This is a genomic window from Haloarchaeobius amylolyticus, from assembly GCF_042678045.1.
GTDB lineage: Archaea > Halobacteriota > Halobacteria > Halobacteriales > Natrialbaceae > Natrinema > Natrinema amylolyticus_A.
The window spans coordinates 99,375-116,885 of sequence record NZ_JBHUDI010000006.1; the positions used below are offsets into that span (position 1 = coordinate 99,375).

Sequence of the window (17,511 nt, forward strand, 5' to 3'; positions counted from 1 at the left end):
CCGTGTTTGTGCTTCTATAGTCGGTACCAGTATCGGGTTATATCCACGTTCGTGGATATCTCTCGAGCAACCACACGACAGCAAGGCCTCTTCACGGCTCGCTCCCGCGCAACGATCGGGTATGAGCCGACCCGCTTCCGGTGTTAAATCGGGTATCGAGCGACCGACGAAGCCATCTCGTTCTCGACCTGCATACTCGTGGATACCCAAGACACAGTGTTCAAGACGGTTGCCTCGAGTCCATCGTGTATGCGACTCGAGGAGTACTGGGGAGTCGGTCCGAAGACGCGGGAGACGCTGGTCGACGCGCTGGGTCGTGAGCAGGCGATCCAGGCGATCGAGAGTGGGGACGTCCGGGCGCTTGCCGATGCCGGGTTAGCCCGCGGGCGGGCGACGCGAATTCTCAGGCGAGCGACCGACAGCGCTGGCATGGACGTATTGGCGACCAGCGACGCACGCTCGGCCTACAAGGAGTTGCTCGATCTCGCGGTCGACCACGCCGTGACACAGCGTGCGGCGGACCGTATTCGGGTGCTCACGCCACTCGAGAGCCGAGCTGCGATGGAAGACCGACTCGACGACGTCCTCGCGGCCAGAGACGCCTGGGCGGAGCTCGACGACGCCGACCGCGAGACCGTCCTCGCAGCCTACGAGCGCTACGACGAGCGCGAGGGCAGCGAACACGCCGCCGTCGAGGCCGCGCTCGCGCTGGACGAGGCTGGCGTCGACTCCGGGCCGTTCGCCGCGATCGCTGACCTCGAGCGCGCGCGCCTCGAGGCGGCCGCCGAGGCGCTGGCAGCGCTGGATGGCGGCCGAGTCCGGTCGGGTGCCGACGAGGAACTCGACCGGCTTCGGGACGCGCTGGGTGCTGTCGAGGACATGGACGCCAACGCAGTCGACCTGATCGAAGACCTGCGATCAGAGGGCGTTCGCGACGTCGAAGGCTTTCGCCAGTCCTTCGAGGACCACCTCCTGAGCGAGACAGACGTGACGATCGATCGGGTTCGGGATGCGATGCCCACCGACGCGACGGACGCGACCGACTTCGTCGGCGGGACGTTACGCGCCCTCCGGAACGATCTCACCGCGGCGGTCGACGAACGCGAGGAGACCGTCGCGGGCGACCTTCAGGAAACGCTCGCGGATGCCCGCGCGGCCGTCGATCGGGCGATCGAAGCGGTCGACGAGATCGCGTTGCACCTCTCGCTGGCCCGCTTTGCACTCGCGTACGACTGTACTCGGCCGACGTTCGTCGAGGGTGAGCAGGCGGCCGTCTCCGTCGTCAACGCACGCAATCTCACGCTCGCCGCGCGCGATGAGACATCGGTCCAGCCGGTCACCTACGGGCTCGGGGAGCACGGCGTCGCGAGCGTCCCCGACGGCGTGAACGCGATCCCCGGCGAGCAGCGCGTCGCCGTCCTGACTGGCGCCAACAGCGGCGGGAAGACGACGCTGCTCGAGACACTGTGTCAGGTCGTCCTGCTGGCGATGATGGGGCTGCCGGTGCCCGCGGATCGGGCCGAAGTGACGCCCGTGGACTCGCTGGTCTTTCACCGCCGCCACGCGAGTTTCAACGCTGGCGTCCTCGAGTCCACGTTGCGCTCGATCGTCCCGCCGCTGTCGTCGGGCGGCCGGACGCTGATGCTAGTCGACGAGTTCGAGGCGATCACGGAGCCGGGCAGCGCGGCCGATCTGTTACACGGACTGGTCACGCTCACCGTCGACCGCGAAGCGCTCGGCGTGTTCGTCACCCACCTCGCGGACGATCTGGAGCCACTGCCGCCCGAAGCACGGGTCGACGGCATTTTCGCGGAGGGGCTGAACCCGGACCTCGAGTTGCGCGTCGATTACCAACCGCGATTCGATACGGTTGGCCGGTCGACACCCGAGTTCATCGTCTCGCGGCTGGTCGCCAACGCGGGCGACCGTCGCGAGCGGGCGGGATTCGAGACGCTGGCGGCGGCCGTCGGGGACGAGGTCGTCCAGCGAACGCTCGCGGACGCCCGCTGGAGCACCGACGAGTAATCAGGACGGGTCAGTCCGATCCCCGCCGTCTCTGCTGTCACCCTCGTTCCGTCGATCTTCGCGGCGGTCGTCGTCTGCAGGCCACCGATCCGGCGTCGGTTCGTATCCGTTCCCGCGGACGTCATCGCTCGATCGGCCATACGTGTAGACGGTGCTGTCGTACTCCTCGCAGACGCGAGCTTCGAGGTAGGCCTGTGCGGCCCGCCGGGAGAGGCCGCCCAGCTCGATGATGTCGACGAGCGCGGTTTTGGTCGCGCGAAACCAGACCCTGAGCGCGCGGTCGTCGCCGGGGTCGACCGCGACGATCGCGCCCCGACCACCGTCGGGGACCGGGTCCGACGTCGCTCGCGATCCCGTGGATCGTTCACCGCCGCCGCGGCCGTCGCCCCACTCGAGCCACCAGACCCGGTAGGCGTCGACCGCGTAGCCGGCCAACGGATCGACGAGATACAGCGCCTCGTAGACGCAGGGATCGAGATGGTCGGTCAGGATCCGCTCGCGGGAGATCGAGTCTGCTACGAGTGAGGGAGCGATCCCACCGGCTGCCAGGGGTGTGGCAGCGCTGATCTCGTCGATCAGCGACAGGTCGTCGCCACCCCAGTGACTGTATCGCAACTCGTAGAGCCGGTCCGGTCGCCGATAGGCGACCAGCGCCCTATGGCCCATCGTTCACCCGGGCTGGCAGTGACGGCGGGCGGTCCTCGAGACTCGGAATGCGTACTGTCTGACGGATCACACCGGGCTTGGCCGCCCATCCGTACTTGAACCTGCGGACGACGACCGCAGCCGTGGGCGGTTACGTCGTCGCGCTCGCTCGTCGCTCGGCGCGGGCTGCGACCGCCTTGTTCATCGCGACGAACGCCCGTTCGACCTTGGTCTCGTCGAAAACCAGCGAAGTGAGTGCGCCGCGAACCGTCTCCCGCTGGAGCAACCGCGTGCGGCTGTCATCGTCGATCGGCTGGAGATGAAACTCGTGGTAGCGATCGAGCGCGAACGGGAGCCAGAACCGGTCGAGCCAGGCGAGCCGCCTGTACGGTTCGACGGTGACGAGCACTTGACCGTCGAGGAGTCCACGGGAGTCAGCGACCTCATCCTGCCCTGGGCGCTCCGTCCCGTCGATCACGATCCCCTCGACCTGACGGGTGAGCGGGTTCCACTCCGGATAGGTGTCGAACGCGAGGAGGGCTTCCCAGACGACCTCGGGCGGCGCGTCGATCTCGACGAACACCTCGACCTCGTTCATAGAGACCGTAGTACATACACAGGAAAGGCTGTACCGGTCGCTGCCGTCGGCAGTCGCGGCGCTCCGGCGGTGCCACGACCGCTCGAGCGTCGCAAACGGGGAGCCGACAGCTTAGGCGCTGTCGTTGAACCGCCGGTTCGTCGACAGCGGTGCGTCGCCGGGTTCGCCACGGACGAAGTGGCCGGCCGGGTTGATCTCGCCGTCGCGTTCCATCGAGAGGAGTTCGACGAACCACGCCTCGTGTTCGATCTCCTCTTGGAGGATTCGTGAGGCCATGTCGTAGGTCCGCGGGTCGACGTCACGAGTCATGTCACAGACCTCCGACCACGTCCGGATGGCACAGCGTTCGGCCTCGAGCAGGACCTCGAGAATTCCTTCGGCATCGAGGCTGGTGGTGTCGAACCCGCCCTCGTCGTCCATCGGCGTCGGTACCTCTGCGTCCGGACAGGAGGCCCGATCCGCGAAGTCCCGAATGTCGTTGGGGAGCGCCCCACCGAGTTCGTACACCCGCGGCGCGACGAGTTCGAAGTGGGCCCGATCCTCGAGGCGGGCGTCCTCGGCAATCTCCTTGTAGTCCTCGTGACCCGCCAGATGCATCCGCAGGTTCGTATAGTAGTAGTAGGTGGTGAACTCGGCACCGATCGCGTCGATCAGCTTCTCGCGGAGATCCTCCGGCTCGAGTCCCCGTTCGCGGAGCACTTCCATGCCGACGCGCTCGCTGGTGTCTCCGGGACTGACGCTACCTGAGGAATGTTGTTTGTCATCGGACATCGTGCATATTGTGTCCATAACACACTACTTAGATGTTCGCGTACGTTCGGTGAAAATTATTTGTTTGATCGAGACAGTCTGTTACTACTGCTGGTTTGTGGGCGACCGGTCGGCAGTCGGCGACCGACGGGACCGTAATCCCCTTGCTCGACGGGCACACAGAGTCGTCTATGGACCGACCGGATCGTGGGATCTCGCGTCGCGCGTTCGTCCGCAGCGCCGTCGCCATCGGCGGTGCGAGCGCACTTTCCGCCTGCCTCCAGCGCGAGGCGACCGAGGACGTGCCACAGGCCACCCTGGCACCCGACGAGCTCCCCGATCGCCAGCACGCCTGGAACGAGTTTCTCGCGACCGACGACCACGGCAACGACCTGCCTCCCGAACACCACCTCCTGCTCGGCCTCGAGTACGTCGGGGACGGCCCCGCCGACGCTACCGACGAACGCGAGCAACTCGAGGCTGCGTTCCGAACCCTCGAGCGAGCGTACAAACGTGGCAACGATGGCCTGGCGTTCACGATGGCCTACGGGCCGGCATACTTCGACCGGTTCGACGATGAGCTCACAGGCGTCGATCTCCCAGAGCCAACGCCACTGACGCCGCTCGAGGATCCACAGCTCGACGAGTACGACGCGTTGCTCCATCTGGCCAGCGACTACGGCCACGTCACGCTGAGCGTCGAGGAGGCACTGAAAGGCGAACTCGAGGAACTCAACGGGATCGACGTCGAGGGAACGTTCGACGGCGTCTTCGAGGTAGCCGATCGTCGGACGGGATTCATCGGTCGCGGGCTGCCGGCGGACAACCAGTCCGGCGTCGCCGGCATCCCCGACGACGAGCCCGTCCCGGAGGACGCCCCCATGTTCATGGGGTTCAAATCGGGGTTCAAGAAGACACAGGCGAGCGAAGACCGCGTGACGATTCAGGACGGCCCGTTCGCCGGCGGCACAACGCTTCACCTCTCGAAGCTCCAGTTACACCTCAACCAGTGGTACAGCCAGGACAGCCGCGGCCAGCGCGTCGCCAAGATGTTCTCGCCGAGCCACGCCGCGGACGACCTCGTCGAGGGAGCCGGGCACAACCTCGGCGACTCGAGTCACGTGACCGAGGTCGGTGAGGACGCAGCCGACGACGCTCGAAACGTGGGGACGGTCGGCCATGCCCAGAAGACTGCTCGCGCCCGCGAAGAGGGCGAGCCGATCATCCTCCGGCGGGACTTCGACTCGACTGACGACGACCGGGCGGCCACACACTTCCTCTCCTTGCAGCGCTCGATCGACAACTTCGTGAAGACCCGCGAGGCGATGACCGGAACCGACCTCAACGAGGGCTCTGTCGGCGCGCGAACCAACAACGGCATCCTCCAGTATCTCACCGTTCGCAGTCGAGCGAACTACCTCGTCCCGCCGCGACCGCTCCGCACCCTGCCTGCCCCGAATCCGACGTGACGAGCGTCGTGGGTTCCACGTTCTCGACTGCGACTTTCGCAGAGATCGCTGATCGCCCGCGAGCGACTCAGCTCGAGCCGGTCGGCATGTGCGTTCGGTCGGCGTTCGCTGCGAGGTCGTCGAACAGCGCCGCGGCGTCGTCGGAAAGCGGATAGGCGTCGTGGTAGGGGTCGATCTCGCGGTCGGTACCCGTAACAGACTGAATGGCGTCGGCGACCCGCTCGTAGCTTTCGTCGACGATGTCCTGGACGAGGACGGGCATGCCCGCCCGCTCGCAGAGTTCGGTCGCAGCGGCTCGACCTGCCCAGACCGTCTCGGTCTCGCTATCGACGAAAAACAGCGCGAAGGGGGCCTCGTCGAACTGGGCCGTGAGGAAGTCCTGTGCGGCCGGGTCGTCCCAGGGAACGACGCCGACGCCCTCGAGCTGGCGCATCGCGGTCGAGGCGGCCGAACAGAACGGGCAGTCGCCATCGTAGATCAAGATCCCGGTAAACTGTGACGTCATGGTGGCCCGTACATCGTATGGGGGTGAAAACGTTCGGTGCGCAAGACTGGATACGTCGTGTGCAGGTGGGTCACATCAGAGCTTCGACCGGCCCGGCGGCCGATCGTGGTCGGCGCGGTGCTGGAGCATCTCGCCGTACTGTTCGACCTCGAGGACACAATCGGAACGGGGGCGTGCAACACAGGTGAGGACGTATCCCGCCGCCTCGTCTTCGGGATAGTACCGCTTGGCCTGGCTGTGGTCGACCTCGCCGGAGATGAGTTTCGCGCCGCAGGTGATACACCAGCCCTGCTGGCAGTCCGCGGAGAGCCAGATATCGGCCGATCGGGCCGCCTCGAGGATCGATTCGTCCGCCCGGACCTCGATCGTTCGGGATTCGCCAGCGGCGTCCAGATCGGCGTCTGCTGGCACGCGAAGTTCGACGTCCCACGTCGTGGGGGCTGTCACGGAGAGAGATACGGCTGGCCGGGAAAAAGGCCTGCGGTCGGCAGCCTGCAAGCACCAGTTTCGCCGCAATCGACCGATTCGGTGCCGCGTCGATCGCTCGCTCGACCGGAGACGAATCGGCCGGAACGCGCTGGGGCGGCCTATTTCCGCCGCGTCGGTGTCCGTTCATCATGACGAACATCGCCATCACCGGTGCGGCGGGGAACGTTGGGCGGGCGATCGTCGACGCGTTCCCGGCCGAGGACCACGAACTGACGCTCTTTTCCCACAGCGAGACCGACGACCTCGAGACGACACCCCTCGAGATCACGGACCCAGCGCAGTTTAGCGACGCGCTCGAGGGCCAGGACGTGGTGATTCACCTCGCGGCTATCGCCTCGCCGCGGGCCGAGTGGGACGAGCTGCGCGGGCCGAATATCGACGGGCTCTACAACGCCTTCGAGGCCGCGCTCGAGAACGATCTCGAACGGGTCGTCTTCGCGAGTTCGAACCACGCAGTCAACATGCGAAACACCGTCTCACCGATCCGCCCGGAGTCGACGGTCGGCACGCCCGAGATCGTCCGCCCGGATGGGGCGACTGATCCGGACACCTACTACGGCGTCACGAAGGTCTTCGGCGAGGCGATGGGGTCGTACTATGCGAAACGGCATGGACTCGACGTCGTCAATCTCCGGATCGGCTGGCTTCTCACCCGCGACGAACTCCGCGAGGAGTGCCAGGACCGGGATGGGGCCGGCGAGCGCTATGCCCGCGCGATGTGGATCAGCCCCGGCGACTGTCGGCGGTTACTCAACGCGGCCGCGACGGCGACGCTCGAGACGTCGCCGCTGGTCGCCCACGGAATCTCCGACAACGCCGAGCGGTTCCTCTCGCTGTCCGAGACCATGCAGGCGCTCGGGTACCGGCCCACAGACGACGCCGAAGCGGTGCTCAACGACGAGTCGGACGACCGGGACGGGCTCGAGTCGCTCTGAGCGGCGCGACGGTGGACCACGAGACTCTCGAGAACGCCGATGCGAACCCGGGAATCGAAAGACCGAACACCGACACGTTCGTACAATCGCATATGTCAGTCAAGGTGTCCGAGTCGACGGGGTACGGGCCCAACACCCAGATGTCCCTGTTCGGCTATCTCATGGCTGCGATACTCGTGATCGTCTTGCTTCCGGTGATTCCGGTGTTGATCCCCGTCTGGATCCTCTGGAAGGTGTTCGTCTCCGAGGAGGAACTCGAACACAGCTTCGAGGACTGGCGGCGCGACACCGGCAGAACCGGTGCCGACCGTGACGACGCCGCCGACTCGGAACCTGTAGACGCCGACGCGGAAGCCGCCGAGGCCGACGACGCGGAGTCCGACGATTCCGAGTCCGAAGATGCCGCCGAACGGACGGCCGCGGAGTCCTAACGCCGCCGGTTTCGCTTTCTACGTGAAAACAACCCTTCGCTAGTCGTCGGCACTGGCGGCCGCGACGAGGGCCGACGGCGGCTCGCCGGGCAGCGCGTCGCGGTCGTGTGGGGCCTCGAAGTCCAGGTCGGGACCGCGAGCGACGATCCGGTGGGGATTCACGCCGGGATGAGTCGTATAGTAGTGTTCCTTGATGTGGTCCATGTTCACGGTTTCAGCGACACCGGAGGTCTGATAGAGATCGCGCAGGTACGGCCAGAGGTTGTCGTACTCACGAATATATTGGACGTTACACATGAAGTGGGTGTGGTAGACGTTATCGAACCGGACGAGCGTGGTGAACATCGCGATGTCGGCTTCAGTGAGCCGATCGCCCGCGAGATAGCGCTGGTCTGCGAGCACCTCGTCCCAGTGATCGAGCGCCACGAAGAGGTCGTCGACCGCCTCGTCGTACGGCTCCTGCCTCGTCGCGAAGCCAGCCCGATAGACGCCGTTGTTGATCGGCTCGTAGATTTCGTCGACGATCCGGTCGACCTCGTCGCGGTACCCCTCGGGATAGAGATCGACATCTCGCTCAGCGTACTCGTCGAACTCGGCATCGAGCATCCGCATGATCTCTTCGGACTCGTTGTTGACGATAGTATCCTCCTCGGTGTCCCAGAGGACCGGCACCGTCACACGGCAGGTCGCGTCCGGATCCGCGCGGACGTAGAGTTCGCGCAGATAGTCCGCGTCGTGAACGTGATCGCGGGTACAACCATCCTTGTCGGGCGTGAACTGCCAGCCGTCCTCGTCGCGATACGGGTCGACAACCGAGACCGAAATCGCGTCCTCGAGGCCCAAAAGCGCCCGCATCACCAGCGTCCGGTGTGCCCACGGACAGGCATACGAGACGTAGAGATGATACCGGCCCGCCTCAGGTTGAAAGCGGGCGTCGGGATCGTCGCGGATTTCGTCTCGAAACGGCGTCTCCTGTCGCTCGAACGATCCGTCCTCGGTGGTCGCCTCGTACGCGTCGGTGCGCCACTCCCCGTCGACGAGCATGTTCATATGTCGTTTCGGGGCGCGAGCGGCAAGTACCCTCGCTAACACCCACGTCACCGGGTTCGGTGGTCGTCACGGCCGCCCGTCGATCGGCGTCTCAGAGTGCCACGCTTGCGACCCAGTACCCGCCCCCGAGTGCGACGAGGGCGACGCCCTCGAGGCGGGTCAGCTGCCGGCCGGTCGCGAGCACGACCGTCGCGAACGCAGTCAGCACACAGAGCCACGCGATCCCGAGGAAGACGGCGGGGTCGACCGCTGTCGGCTGGACGACAGCGACGAGCCCCAGAACGCCGAGGGCGTTGAAGACGTTCGAGCCGACGACGTTGCCCGCGGCGATGCCGACATCGCCACGGCGGACGGCGACGACAGAGGTGACGAGTTCCGGCAGCGAGGTCCCGGTCGCGACGATCGTCGCGCCGACTACCCATTCGGAGATACCCACGGCCAGTGCCAGGCCGACCGCCGACTCGATCAGCACGCGCCCGCCGCCAATGACGAGGAACAGCCCCGCGAGGGCGCGACCGGCCTCGAGTACCGGCCGAATATCGCGCGGATCGCCCTCATCTGGAGCGAGCGGCGGTGGCGTCGCTCCTCCATCGGTCGGTTCGGGTCGGCTACCGCCGGCCCGGGTTCCGGCCCGAATCGCGACGCCGAGCACGCCGAGGTAGCCGCCCAGCAGCGCGAGGAGGACCACTCCCTCGAGTCGCGAAACGGCCCCGTTCAGGAGGACGAGAGCGGCGACTGCCGTCGCGGCTGCCATTGCGAGCGCGTCTCGGCGGACCAGCGTCTCGGTGACCCGAAACGGCGAGAGGATGCCGACGAGACCGAGGATCACGCCGAGATTGAACAGGTTCGAGCCGACGACGTTGCCGATCGAGACGTCGCCCTGGCCCGCGAACGCCGCCTCGAGCGAGACGGCGAACTCCGGTGCGGAGGTGCCGAAGGCGACGACGGTGAGGCCGATGACGAGCGCGGAGACACCGGCCGCACCGGCGAGCCTCGAGGCGCCGGTTACGAGGAGGCGTGCGCCGATCCACAGGGCGAGGACGCCCACTACGAGCAGGACGACGTCGACGACGAGGACCATCGGTACTGGCGCTCTTCGGCGGACGCAGTGAAAAACATCGGGCACACAGGCCGGTCGACGCGAGCACAAGCGTTTAAGCGGTCCCCGTGAGCATGCGAGGTATATGGCAGACGACGGGGAGCGACACCGCCAGAGTCGGCTGTTCACGGACGACGACGGCGGGTTCGACGCCGACCGCGCACGCGAGGAATCCCTGCCGGTCGAGGATGGCGAGGTGGTCGACACCGACGAGTTAGCCGATCACCAGCGCTACGTCGAGGGGAGGGGGATCTACGACGAGCGCAATCGGGTCAACGACCTCACGGGCAAGGAGTGGAAGTACGCCACGAAATCCGTCATCGCGGAGAGCTACCCGCCCGACCTCCAGCACGAACTGCGAAGCGAACACGGCGGGCAGAAACCCCCGCGGCTCTGTGCGGAGCTGATCGGCCGGTTCAGCAAGGCCGGCGACACCGTCCTCGACCCCTTTGCCGGTGTTGGCGGTACCTTGCTGGGCGCGAGTCTCTGTGAACACGAGGGGACCGGCCGCCGAGAGGCGATCGGCTTCGAGCGTACCGAACGATGGGTCGAGATCTATCACGAGGTCGTCGAGCGCGAAAACGAGGGGCGACGCGCTCGCGGCGAACCGCCACTCGCTACGCAGGACATGCGCCACGGCGACTGTGCCGACCTGATCGCCGATGTCGACGACGACTCGGTCGACCTCCTGTTGACCGACGTTCCCTACTGGCACATGGACGAACTCGAGCAGACGCGCAACGAGCGCCGGACTCGTGAGAGCAAGCTGGGGTCGTTCGACGGGGCGGATGAGGGCGATGTGCCCGCCGATGGGAGCGGAACCTGGGAAACGAAGGACGACTGGCTCGCGGACATGGCCGAGAAGTTCGACCGGTTTACCGACGCCGTCGCGCCGGACGGTCACATCGTCGTCTTCATCGGCGACATGTACCGCGAGCAGTCCTACGAGTTCCTCTCGGCGGAGCTCGCGCAGGCGATCGAGTCGACCGCGCCGCTGTCGCTCGCCGCGAACCTGATCTGGTACGACCCGAGCAAGGACCTCCACGTCTACGGCTATCCGTTTTCGTTCGTCCCCTCGATGGTCCACCAGAACGTGCTCGTCTTCCGTCTCGAGGACGCTACCGCGTCCGTCTGACTCCTGTCGGTCGATCGTCTGACGCGGTTTTATTATCCCACACGGTAACGAAACGAATAGGCGCGCTGGCGGCCTCCCCACCACACTCCCCCCATCCGCTCGCCTGCGCGCCTGCTCCCGTTTCTCTTCCCTCCCATAACCATCCGGGACGAGTGTCAGAGGCGGGTTGGGCCACAGTGGCTCAAGCCATAGTGACAGCTCTCGTCCGACCTCAAGCGGTGGCGGGCAACAGGACGGATCGAACCGCATCCACTCGGTCAGTCTCGGCGATGACCGCGACCTCGTCACCGACCGCGAGTTCCGTGCCCGGCAGTGGGATCGTCAGCGGTTCGCGTGCGCGGCCGTGGGCGTAGATCCGTGCGGATTCGGGCAACTCGAGTTCGCTCATCCGCTTGCCGACCGCCGGCGAGCCCTCTTTGATCTCGAGGACGGTCAACTGAAGGTTTGTGGCGAGGTCGGCGACGACGTTGAAGTCGCCGCCCAGCAGGGCGGTTTTCGCGCCCGCAGCCCCGAGTCGTTCGGGGTAGATGATCTCGTCGACCTCCGCAGCGTACTTCTCGTAGATGTCCTCGCGGTAGTCCGCGTCGATCCGCAGGACGGTCCGACAGCCGTGGTGGGTGCCAACCATACAGGCCGCGAAGTTGGCGTTGAGATCGGGCGTAAAGGCCCCGATCGCGTCGGCCGTCTCGATGCCCGCCTGTGTGAGGACATCCTCGTCGGATCCATCCCCGTGTACCGTCTCGATTTCGTCGTCGGAGACACGCTCGAGCCGGTCGATGTCGTTGTCGACGACGACGACGTCGTGGCCCTCCTCGGCGAGGATCGTTGCCGTCCGTGAACCAACCCGACCGTACCCAACGATGACGAACCTCATGATACCACAGTACACCCTCCTGGGTCAAATACGTTCGTCCGCCGACCGCGGGCGGCCGCCCACCTACACACCCAATCCGATCGCCGACTCGTCAGCCTATCAATCAGGACGCATGAATGTTCTTTCATGACATACCGTGCTGGACAAAAACGCTTAACTAACCAGTGTTGCTACGCTCGAGCATCCAAAATGGGGGCTATCGAGTTACTGGCATCGTATTTCGGGTTCGACGAACACGATACTGACTTCACGACCGAACTGGTCGCGGGGATTACGACGTTCCTTGCGATGTCGTATATCATCGTGGTCAATCCGACGGTGTTGCTGCCGGCGATTATGGGGTTCAACGAACAGGGCGAGATCAACCAGCAGACGACCATCGACGGGGCCGTCTACAACTCGAACGAGGTGTTCCAGATGCTTGCGATCGCGACGATCATCGCTTCGGTCGTCGCGGTACTGGTCATGGCACTGTACGCCAACCGGCCGTTCGGGCTCGCACCGGGGATGGGGCTGAACGCCTTCTTTACGTTCACTGTCGTCATCGGGATGGGGATTCCGTGGCAGACGGCCCTCGCTGCGGTCTTCGTCGAAGGGCTCATCTTCATCGCTATCACGGCCGTCGGGGCCCGCAAATACGTCATCAACCTCTTCCCCGAACCGGTGAAGTTCTCGGTCGGTGCGGGGATCGGTGTCTTCCTGCTGTTTATCGGACTTCAGGAGATGCAGATCGTCGCGGCGGATCCCGCGACGATGGTCACGCTCGGTGATATCGCACAGAACCCGGCCGCGCTCCTCGGACTCGCCGGCCTCTTCTTGACCTTCGTCCTCTGGGCACGCGGCATGAAAGGTGCAATCGTCACCGGCATCATCACGACGACCGTCGCCGGTTGGGGGCTGTTGCTCGCCGGCGTTTCGAGCGCCGAGGCGCTCGCCCCCGACGCGCTGCTCGACGAGGGGACCGGCGAGGTCACCTTCGAAGCGGTGACGTCACCCCACTACGACATCACCCCGCTGGTCGGCGCATTCGTCGAGGGGCTGCGAGACGTCGATCCGCTGACCTTTGCACTCGTCGTGTTCACGTTCTTTTTCGTGGACTTCTTCGACACCGCCGGGACGCTCATCGGCGTGGCCCAGTTCGGTGACTTCTTAGACGAGAACGGCGAACTTCCCGAGATCGAGAAGCCGCTGATGGCCGACGCGGTCGGGACGACCGTCGGCTCGATGATCGGCACTTCGACGGTGACGACCTACGTCGAGTCCTCGACCGGCGTCGAGGAAGGAGGCCGAACCGGCTTCACTGCCCTCGTGGTCGGTGCCCTGTTTGCACTGTCACTGGTCGCAGTGCCGGTCGTCGCCGCGATTCCTGCCTACGCCTCGTTCATCGCGCTCGTTGCCGTCGGGGTCATCATGCTTCAGGGCGTCCTCGATATCGACTGGCAGGACCCCGCGTGGTCGGTCTCGGCCGGACTCACGATCACTATCATGCCGCTGACCTACTCGATCGCCAACGGCCTGGCTGCCGGGATCATCGCCTACCCGCTGATCAAAACGGCGATGGGCGAGCGTACCGACGTTCGGCTCGGACAGTGGGCGATCGCCGTCGCGCTGATCGGCTACTTCTACGTCTCCACCAGCGGGATGCTCGGCTAGACTCACGTCGAGTACCGCTCGAGCGGCCACTGAATCGATCCACTCAGCACGCGCTCGTGTGCAGTCGCTGCTGGCCGATACCAAACCATCGCAATCACTGTGCTCTTGGGGTTCGAGGCCCCTACATTCGGTCACGATGGCAGACATCACGCTGTACGACCTTCCCGGCTGTCCGTTCTGTGCGATGGTCCGGACGAAACTCGACGAACTCGAACTCGACTACGACACCATCGAGGTTCCCCGCGCACACAGCGAGCGGACCGAAGTCGAGAAGGTCAGCGGCCAGACCGGCGTGCCGGTCATCACTGACGAGGCGACCGGCGTCGAAGGAATGCCAGAAAGCAGCGACATCGTCGAGTACCTCGAGGAAACGTACGGCGACGAGACGGCCTGAACCGTCGGCGATCAGTCAGTGTCTAGACAGCAACGAATCGTCGTGTTGAGATAGTAAAACACAGTGACAACTGGCGGAAAACGTATCGAACGTCGATCCTACGGGGACGTGACCGATCAGACTGCCTCTTCGTACTCCGAGCGCTCCCGGATGACGTCTCGAAGCTCGTCGGCGTTCCGGAGGTCAGCGAGTTCGTCGCGTTCGACCAGCGCCGTGCCGTCGACGGACTCCTGTTTCGCCCGGTCGACGACGTAGACCGACCGCGTGCGGGTGACCTCCCCGATCGAACTCATGATCCGGGCACGCTTCTCCGCGGCCTTCGTGAACTTCGAGTGGCCCGTCAGGACGATGTCGCTGTCGTCTTCGTCCTCACTGACGGCCGTAAACGGCGAGCGGACCGTCGGATGGACGCTGTAGCCGGCCCGCGTGAAGACGGCGACGACCTGCTGGTCGTCCGGATCAGCCTCCGGATCGTCCGGCGTCGCATCGCTCTCGTGGACCTCGTCGGCGCCCTCGAGGACATCGACCGGGCTCGTCAGGGGCGCATCGAACAGTTCCTCGAGTGCCATCGCGACCTCGACGGAGGCGTTCATGCCGTCTTCGTACTTCGAGACGGTGCGACGCGAGACACCGAGTTCGCTGGCCAGTTGACCGAGGCTCCAGTCTTTGTCCTGGCGTTCGTCGGCCAGTAGGTCGCCGTCGATATTGACGTAGAGACCACCCGGCGCAGCGTAGATCAGCGGCGGAACGTTCTCGATGAACAGGTTGTACGCCGTGTCGGGACTGAAGACGGGGACGCCGTGTCGGAAATAGACGACGTCCGGTTTCAGGTCCTCGTCACGGCTGCGCAGTCCGATGACGAGCGGCGTTGCCTCCAGATACGTTCCAAGCCGACGCATCTCGTGGCCGGTCGCCTCGTTGAACGCGTCGATGTTCGCGAGAATCTTGACGAGGATCAGATCGTCACCACGTCGCGCAGCAATGTCGAAACTCTTCGGCCGGATGGCACACCGATCGCTCACCACGAATCCCGCGTCCTCTAACATCGCGGTCACGTTGCCGACCAGTGCGGAGCGGGACATACGGGGTTGTAAGCGATTCCTCCTATAAGACGTTTTCCCCGCGATGTCCGCATGCCGTGTCGCGGTTCGATCACGTATCGGGAATATACTTATATAGCTGGTTTCCCGTCCCCGACGGGGAATCCCGAAAGGCGTTACACAGCCGGCGTCCAAACATCGGCGATGACCGTCGTCGGGATCGACGATACGGACTCGCGCGAGTTGGGCATGTGTACGACGTACGTCGCCGCGGAGATCGCCGAGCGGCTGCGCCAGGACGACTGGGGAACGGTCTCGCGGCTCCTGCTCGTCCGGCTCAACCCTGCCGTCGAGTACAAAACGCGAGGCAACGCCGCGCTGGCGATCCACACTGACTGTGATCTCGATCGTGCGTACGCGCTCGCGCGTGAACGCCTCGAGTCGCTGGCCGAAACCACGGACGAACGGACGAACCCCGGGCTGGTCGTCGCGGCACACGACCCAAACACCGATACAGCGCCCGACGACGTCGTTCGATTCGCACGCGCGGCGATCCGCGACCACCTCTCGATCGCCGACGCCGAGGCCATGATCGATCGCCACGGCTACCGGTCGTGGTACGCAGGGGACGGCCGCGGCCGGATCGGCGCGCTGGCCGCGATCGGAGCCTGGGACGCGCTCGCGGAGTGGACCTACGAGTACATCTCCTACCGCGAGCCCGACCGCTGGGGAACGACCCGCGAGGTCGACCACGAGAGCGTCTTCGCCGCGGCCGACTGGGGCTATCCCGCGGTGTGGGACACGGTCGATCGCGGCGAGGACGAGACCGTCTGCGTACCCCACACGCCCGGTCCCATCCTCCACGGAGTCCGCGGCGACGATGCAGCCGCCGTCCGCACGGTCGCCGATCGGATCGAGAGCGAACCCGTCGCCGCGAGCCAGCTATTCGTCACGAATCAGGGCACAGATGTCCACTTGCAGGACGGCTCACTGTCGACGGTCGACGACGGACGCGCCTACCGCCTCGAGGGACAGGTCGCCAGCGAACCCGAAACGCGACGCGGCGGGCACGTCTTCGTCGACCTCGAGCCGCCGGCCGCCGGCGACGGCGCGGCCGACGGTGCGCCCGAGCGGCTCACGTGTGCGGCGTTCGAGCCGACGAAACGCTTCCGGGATCGCGTGCGCGCACTGCGGGTCGGCGATCGACTCACCGCCTGTGGCGAAGTGTCCGACGGGACGCTCAAACTCGAGAAGTTCGCCGTCCGCGACCTCGTGCGAACCGAACGGGTCACCCCGACCTGTCCCGACTGTGGCCGGACGATGAAGAGTGCCGGGCGAAACCAGGGCTACCGCTGTCGGGACTGCGGGACGGCGACGGCAGAGAAACCGACACGGGAACTCGAGCGCGAGCTCGAGGACGGCTGGTACGAGGTGCCGCCGTGTGCACGTCGTCATATCGCGAAGCCGCTCGTCCGGGGCGGATTCGACGCGCCGACGCATCCGGAGCGGTAGCCGGCGGTCCGTCGTTCGAAGAAGAACTGGTGACGCCGTGGTGGGCGCAAAACTCGCTGGCGGCCGTGAACTCGCCGGGACTGCCGATGCGCCGACAGGGGGGACGTCCTCGCGGATCAACTGCCCCGTGGCTATTTCATCGGGACCGGTGTACGAGGCGTATGTCGCGGACGGTATTCGTTCCGACGGAGGGGTCACCGCTGTCGACGAAAGCACTCGAAACGGCACTGATGGACTACCCGGACGCCGATATCGTCGTCTGTCACGTGATGGATCCGATCGGGTCAGGACGGAGCCTCATCGACGTCATGCGCCCGACGTTCGACAACGGAGCGCCGCCGGGATCGGTCACCCCAGAGTACTGGCGCGAATGGCGTGAGGAAGCCGAGGCGAAGGCCGAGACGGTCTTCGACGACGCACGCGAACTCGCCGCCGACCACGACCGGACGGTCGAGACGGTCCTCGAGTTCGGCGAGCCGGACGACATCATCCTCGAGTACGCGGAGGGACACGATGTCGACCGAATCGTAATGGGGAGTCACTGCCGAACCGGTGCCGAGCGGTTCCTGCTCGGCAGCGTCGCGGAGACGGTCGTTCGCCGGGCACCGGTGCCGGTCATGGTCGTCAGATGAGGGTGTCGAGGGCCCGACAGGAGGCGACAGGAGACGCGGCCCCGTCTCAGTCTTCCGTCGGGGATCCCCGGATCAGCGTCACCGTTCGTGGCGAGCGCCGCGCGACCCGTTCGGCGACCGACCCCGTGATCAGTCGGGCCGGCAGCGACCGACCGTGACTCCCCATCACGATCTGATCGGCGTCGTGTTCGACCGCGTACTCGACGATCTCGTCGGCAGCCGTTCCGGACACCGTCGCCGTCTCGAGGGATACTCCGTGGTCGTCGGCCACCGCA

19 protein-coding genes are annotated in these 17,511 nt (G+C 65.6%); 9 read left to right on the forward strand and 10 right to left on the reverse strand.

Features of this window, described 5'->3' with window-relative positions; all coding sequences use genetic code 11:
* Positions 1-249 precede the first annotated feature (249 nt).
* On the forward strand, positions 250-2,025 hold the full coding sequence (locus tag ACFR99_RS11785; RefSeq protein ID WP_390287574.1) for a MutS-related protein: 1,776 nt from the start codon (positions 250-252) through the stop codon (positions 2,023-2,025).
* On the opposite strand, the gene ACFR99_RS11790 is transcribed toward ACFR99_RS11785, so the two are convergent.
* The 3 genes from ACFR99_RS11790 to dps all read right to left on the reverse strand — a co-directional run bounded on the left by ACFR99_RS11790 (position 2,026) and on the right by dps (position 4,039).
* Positions 2,026-2,691 carry a DUF6735 family protein gene (locus tag ACFR99_RS11790; RefSeq protein WP_390287576.1) on the reverse strand — a complete coding sequence of 222 codons (666 nt, stop codon included), beginning with the start codon at positions 2,689-2,691 and terminating at the stop codon, positions 2,026-2,028.
* 130 nt (positions 2,692-2,821) lie between these two features.
* Positions 2,822-3,268, reverse strand: coding sequence for an SRPBCC family protein (locus tag ACFR99_RS11795; RefSeq protein WP_390287578.1), 447 nt, complete (start codon positions 3,266-3,268; stop codon positions 2,822-2,824).
* A 111-nt stretch (positions 3,269-3,379) separates the two neighbouring features.
* Entirely contained in the window at positions 3,380-4,039 is a 660-nt protein-coding gene (gene dps / locus ACFR99_RS11800) for a DNA protection during starvation protein (protein WP_390287580.1), read from the reverse strand.
* A 170-nt stretch (positions 4,040-4,209) separates the two neighbouring features.
* On the opposite strand from dps, the gene ACFR99_RS11805 reads away from it, so the two are divergent.
* On the forward strand, positions 4,210-5,487 hold the full coding sequence (locus tag ACFR99_RS11805; RefSeq protein WP_390287582.1) for a DUF7405 family protein: 1,278 nt from the start codon (positions 4,210-4,212) through the stop codon (positions 5,485-5,487).
* Between the two features lie 67 nt (positions 5,488-5,554).
* Here ACFR99_RS11805 and ACFR99_RS11810 read toward each other — a convergent pair whose 3' ends face one another.
* Entirely contained in the window at positions 5,555-5,992 is a 438-nt protein-coding gene (locus ACFR99_RS11810) for a thiol-disulfide oxidoreductase DCC family protein (protein WP_390287584.1), read from the reverse strand.
* Between the two features lie 75 nt (positions 5,993-6,067).
* Complete coding sequence (locus ACFR99_RS11815) at positions 6,068-6,439, reverse strand: 2Fe-2S iron-sulfur cluster-binding protein (protein ID WP_390287586.1); 372 nt, start codon at positions 6,437-6,439, stop codon at positions 6,068-6,070.
* Between the two features lie 170 nt (positions 6,440-6,609).
* Here ACFR99_RS11815 and ACFR99_RS11820 point away from each other — a divergent pair, with 170 nt between their 5' ends.
* Together ACFR99_RS11820 and ACFR99_RS11825 are read left to right on the forward strand one after the other, a co-directional pair.
* Positions 6,610-7,416 (forward strand): NAD-dependent epimerase/dehydratase family protein, encoded by an 807-nt coding sequence (locus ACFR99_RS11820; RefSeq protein ID WP_390287588.1) that lies wholly within the window; start codon positions 6,610-6,612, stop codon positions 7,414-7,416.
* Positions 7,417-7,508: 92 nt separating this feature from the next.
* On the forward strand, positions 7,509-7,847 hold the full coding sequence (locus tag ACFR99_RS11825; protein WP_390287590.1) for a DUF7535 family protein: 339 nt from the start codon (positions 7,509-7,511) through the stop codon (positions 7,845-7,847).
* A gap of 39 nt (positions 7,848-7,886) precedes the next feature.
* On the opposite strand, the gene ACFR99_RS11830 is transcribed toward ACFR99_RS11825, so the two are convergent.
* Both ACFR99_RS11830 and ACFR99_RS11835 read right to left on the reverse strand, forming a co-directional pair.
* On the reverse strand, positions 7,887-8,897 hold the full coding sequence (locus ACFR99_RS11830; protein WP_390287592.1) for a glutathione S-transferase family protein: 1,011 nt from the start codon (positions 8,895-8,897) through the stop codon (positions 7,887-7,889).
* A gap of 91 nt (positions 8,898-8,988) precedes the next feature.
* Positions 8,989-9,978 carry a calcium/sodium antiporter gene (locus ACFR99_RS11835; protein ID WP_390287594.1) on the reverse strand — a complete coding sequence of 330 codons (990 nt, stop codon included), beginning with the start codon at positions 9,976-9,978 and terminating at the stop codon, positions 8,989-8,991.
* 103 nt (positions 9,979-10,081) lie between these two features.
* Between ACFR99_RS11835 and ACFR99_RS11840 the strand changes: the two genes are divergently transcribed.
* Complete coding sequence (locus ACFR99_RS11840) at positions 10,082-11,131, forward strand: DNA methyltransferase (protein ID WP_390287596.1); 1,050 nt, start codon at positions 10,082-10,084, stop codon at positions 11,129-11,131.
* A gap of 211 nt (positions 11,132-11,342) precedes the next feature.
* On the opposite strand, the gene ACFR99_RS11845 is transcribed toward ACFR99_RS11840, so the two are convergent.
* Positions 11,343-12,005 carry a potassium channel family protein gene (locus tag ACFR99_RS11845; RefSeq protein WP_390287598.1) on the reverse strand — a complete coding sequence of 221 codons (663 nt, stop codon included), beginning with the start codon at positions 12,003-12,005 and terminating at the stop codon, positions 11,343-11,345.
* Between the two features lie 189 nt (positions 12,006-12,194).
* Between ACFR99_RS11845 and ACFR99_RS11850 the strand changes: the two genes are divergently transcribed.
* Together ACFR99_RS11850 and ACFR99_RS11855 are read left to right on the forward strand one after the other, a co-directional pair.
* On the forward strand, positions 12,195-13,658 hold the full coding sequence (locus ACFR99_RS11850) for an NCS2 family permease (protein ID WP_390287600.1): 1,464 nt from the start codon (positions 12,195-12,197) through the stop codon (positions 13,656-13,658).
* A 136-nt stretch (positions 13,659-13,794) separates the two neighbouring features.
* Positions 13,795-14,052 carry a glutathione S-transferase N-terminal domain-containing protein gene (locus ACFR99_RS11855; protein ID WP_390287602.1) on the forward strand — a complete coding sequence of 86 codons (258 nt, stop codon included), beginning with the start codon at positions 13,795-13,797 and terminating at the stop codon, positions 14,050-14,052.
* 116 nt (positions 14,053-14,168) lie between these two features.
* Here the strand turns inward: ACFR99_RS11855 and ACFR99_RS11860 are convergent, their stop codons facing one another.
* Complete coding sequence (locus ACFR99_RS11860; protein ID WP_390287604.1) at positions 14,169-15,134, reverse strand: transcriptional regulator; 966 nt, start codon at positions 15,132-15,134, stop codon at positions 14,169-14,171.
* Between the two features lie 162 nt (positions 15,135-15,296).
* Here ACFR99_RS11860 and ACFR99_RS11865 point away from each other — a divergent pair, with 162 nt between their 5' ends.
* Positions 15,297-16,604, forward strand: a complete 1,308-nt coding sequence (locus ACFR99_RS11865) for a TiaS agmantine-binding domain-containing protein (RefSeq protein WP_390287606.1) — start codon at positions 15,297-15,299, stop codon at positions 16,602-16,604.
* A 161-nt stretch (positions 16,605-16,765) separates the two neighbouring features.
* Complete coding sequence (locus ACFR99_RS11870; RefSeq protein ID WP_390287608.1) at positions 16,766-17,236, forward strand: universal stress protein; 471 nt, start codon at positions 16,766-16,768, stop codon at positions 17,234-17,236.
* A 46-nt stretch (positions 17,237-17,282) separates the two neighbouring features.
* On the opposite strand, the gene ACFR99_RS11875 is transcribed toward ACFR99_RS11870, so the two are convergent.
* Positions 17,283-17,511: universal stress protein (locus tag ACFR99_RS11875; RefSeq protein WP_390287610.1), on the reverse strand; the 229-nt coding region annotated here is incomplete at its 5' end.

Coding starts and splice junctions, on each gene's coding strand:
- ACFR99_RS11785 (WP_390287574.1), top strand. CDS start 250: ATGCGACTCGAGGAGTACTGGGGAGTCGGTCCGAAGACGCGGGAGACG.
- ACFR99_RS11790 (WP_390287576.1), bottom strand. CDS start 2,691: ATGGGCCATAGGGCGCTGGTCGCCTATCGGCGACCGGACCGGCTCTAC.
- ACFR99_RS11795 (WP_390287578.1), bottom strand. CDS start 3,268: ATGAACGAGGTCGAGGTGTTCGTCGAGATCGACGCGCCGCCCGAGGTC.
- dps (WP_390287580.1), bottom strand. CDS start 4,039: ATGTCCGATGACAAACAACATTCCTCAGGTAGCGTCAGTCCCGGAGAC.
- ACFR99_RS11805 (WP_390287582.1), top strand. CDS start 4,210: ATGGACCGACCGGATCGTGGGATCTCGCGTCGCGCGTTCGTCCGCAGC.
- ACFR99_RS11810 (WP_390287584.1), bottom strand. CDS start 5,992: ATGACGTCACAGTTTACCGGGATCTTGATCTACGATGGCGACTGCCCG.
- ACFR99_RS11820 (WP_390287588.1), top strand. CDS start 6,610: ATGACGAACATCGCCATCACCGGTGCGGCGGGGAACGTTGGGCGGGCG.
- ACFR99_RS11825 (WP_390287590.1), top strand. CDS start 7,509: ATGTCAGTCAAGGTGTCCGAGTCGACGGGGTACGGGCCCAACACCCAG.
- ACFR99_RS11830 (WP_390287592.1), bottom strand. CDS start 8,897: ATGAACATGCTCGTCGACGGGGAGTGGCGCACCGACGCGTACGAGGCG.
- ACFR99_RS11835 (WP_390287594.1), bottom strand. CDS start 9,978: ATGGTCCTCGTCGTCGACGTCGTCCTGCTCGTAGTGGGCGTCCTCGCC.
- ACFR99_RS11840 (WP_390287596.1), top strand. CDS start 10,082: ATGGCAGACGACGGGGAGCGACACCGCCAGAGTCGGCTGTTCACGGAC.
- ACFR99_RS11845 (WP_390287598.1), bottom strand. CDS start 12,005: ATGAGGTTCGTCATCGTTGGGTACGGTCGGGTTGGTTCACGGACGGCA.
- ACFR99_RS11850 (WP_390287600.1), top strand. CDS start 12,195: ATGGGGGCTATCGAGTTACTGGCATCGTATTTCGGGTTCGACGAACAC.
- ACFR99_RS11855 (WP_390287602.1), top strand. CDS start 13,795: ATGGCAGACATCACGCTGTACGACCTTCCCGGCTGTCCGTTCTGTGCG.
- ACFR99_RS11860 (WP_390287604.1), bottom strand. CDS start 15,134: ATGTCCCGCTCCGCACTGGTCGGCAACGTGACCGCGATGTTAGAGGAC.
- ACFR99_RS11865 (WP_390287606.1), top strand. CDS start 15,297: ATGACCGTCGTCGGGATCGACGATACGGACTCGCGCGAGTTGGGCATG.
- ACFR99_RS11870 (WP_390287608.1), top strand. CDS start 16,766: ATGTCGCGGACGGTATTCGTTCCGACGGAGGGGTCACCGCTGTCGACG.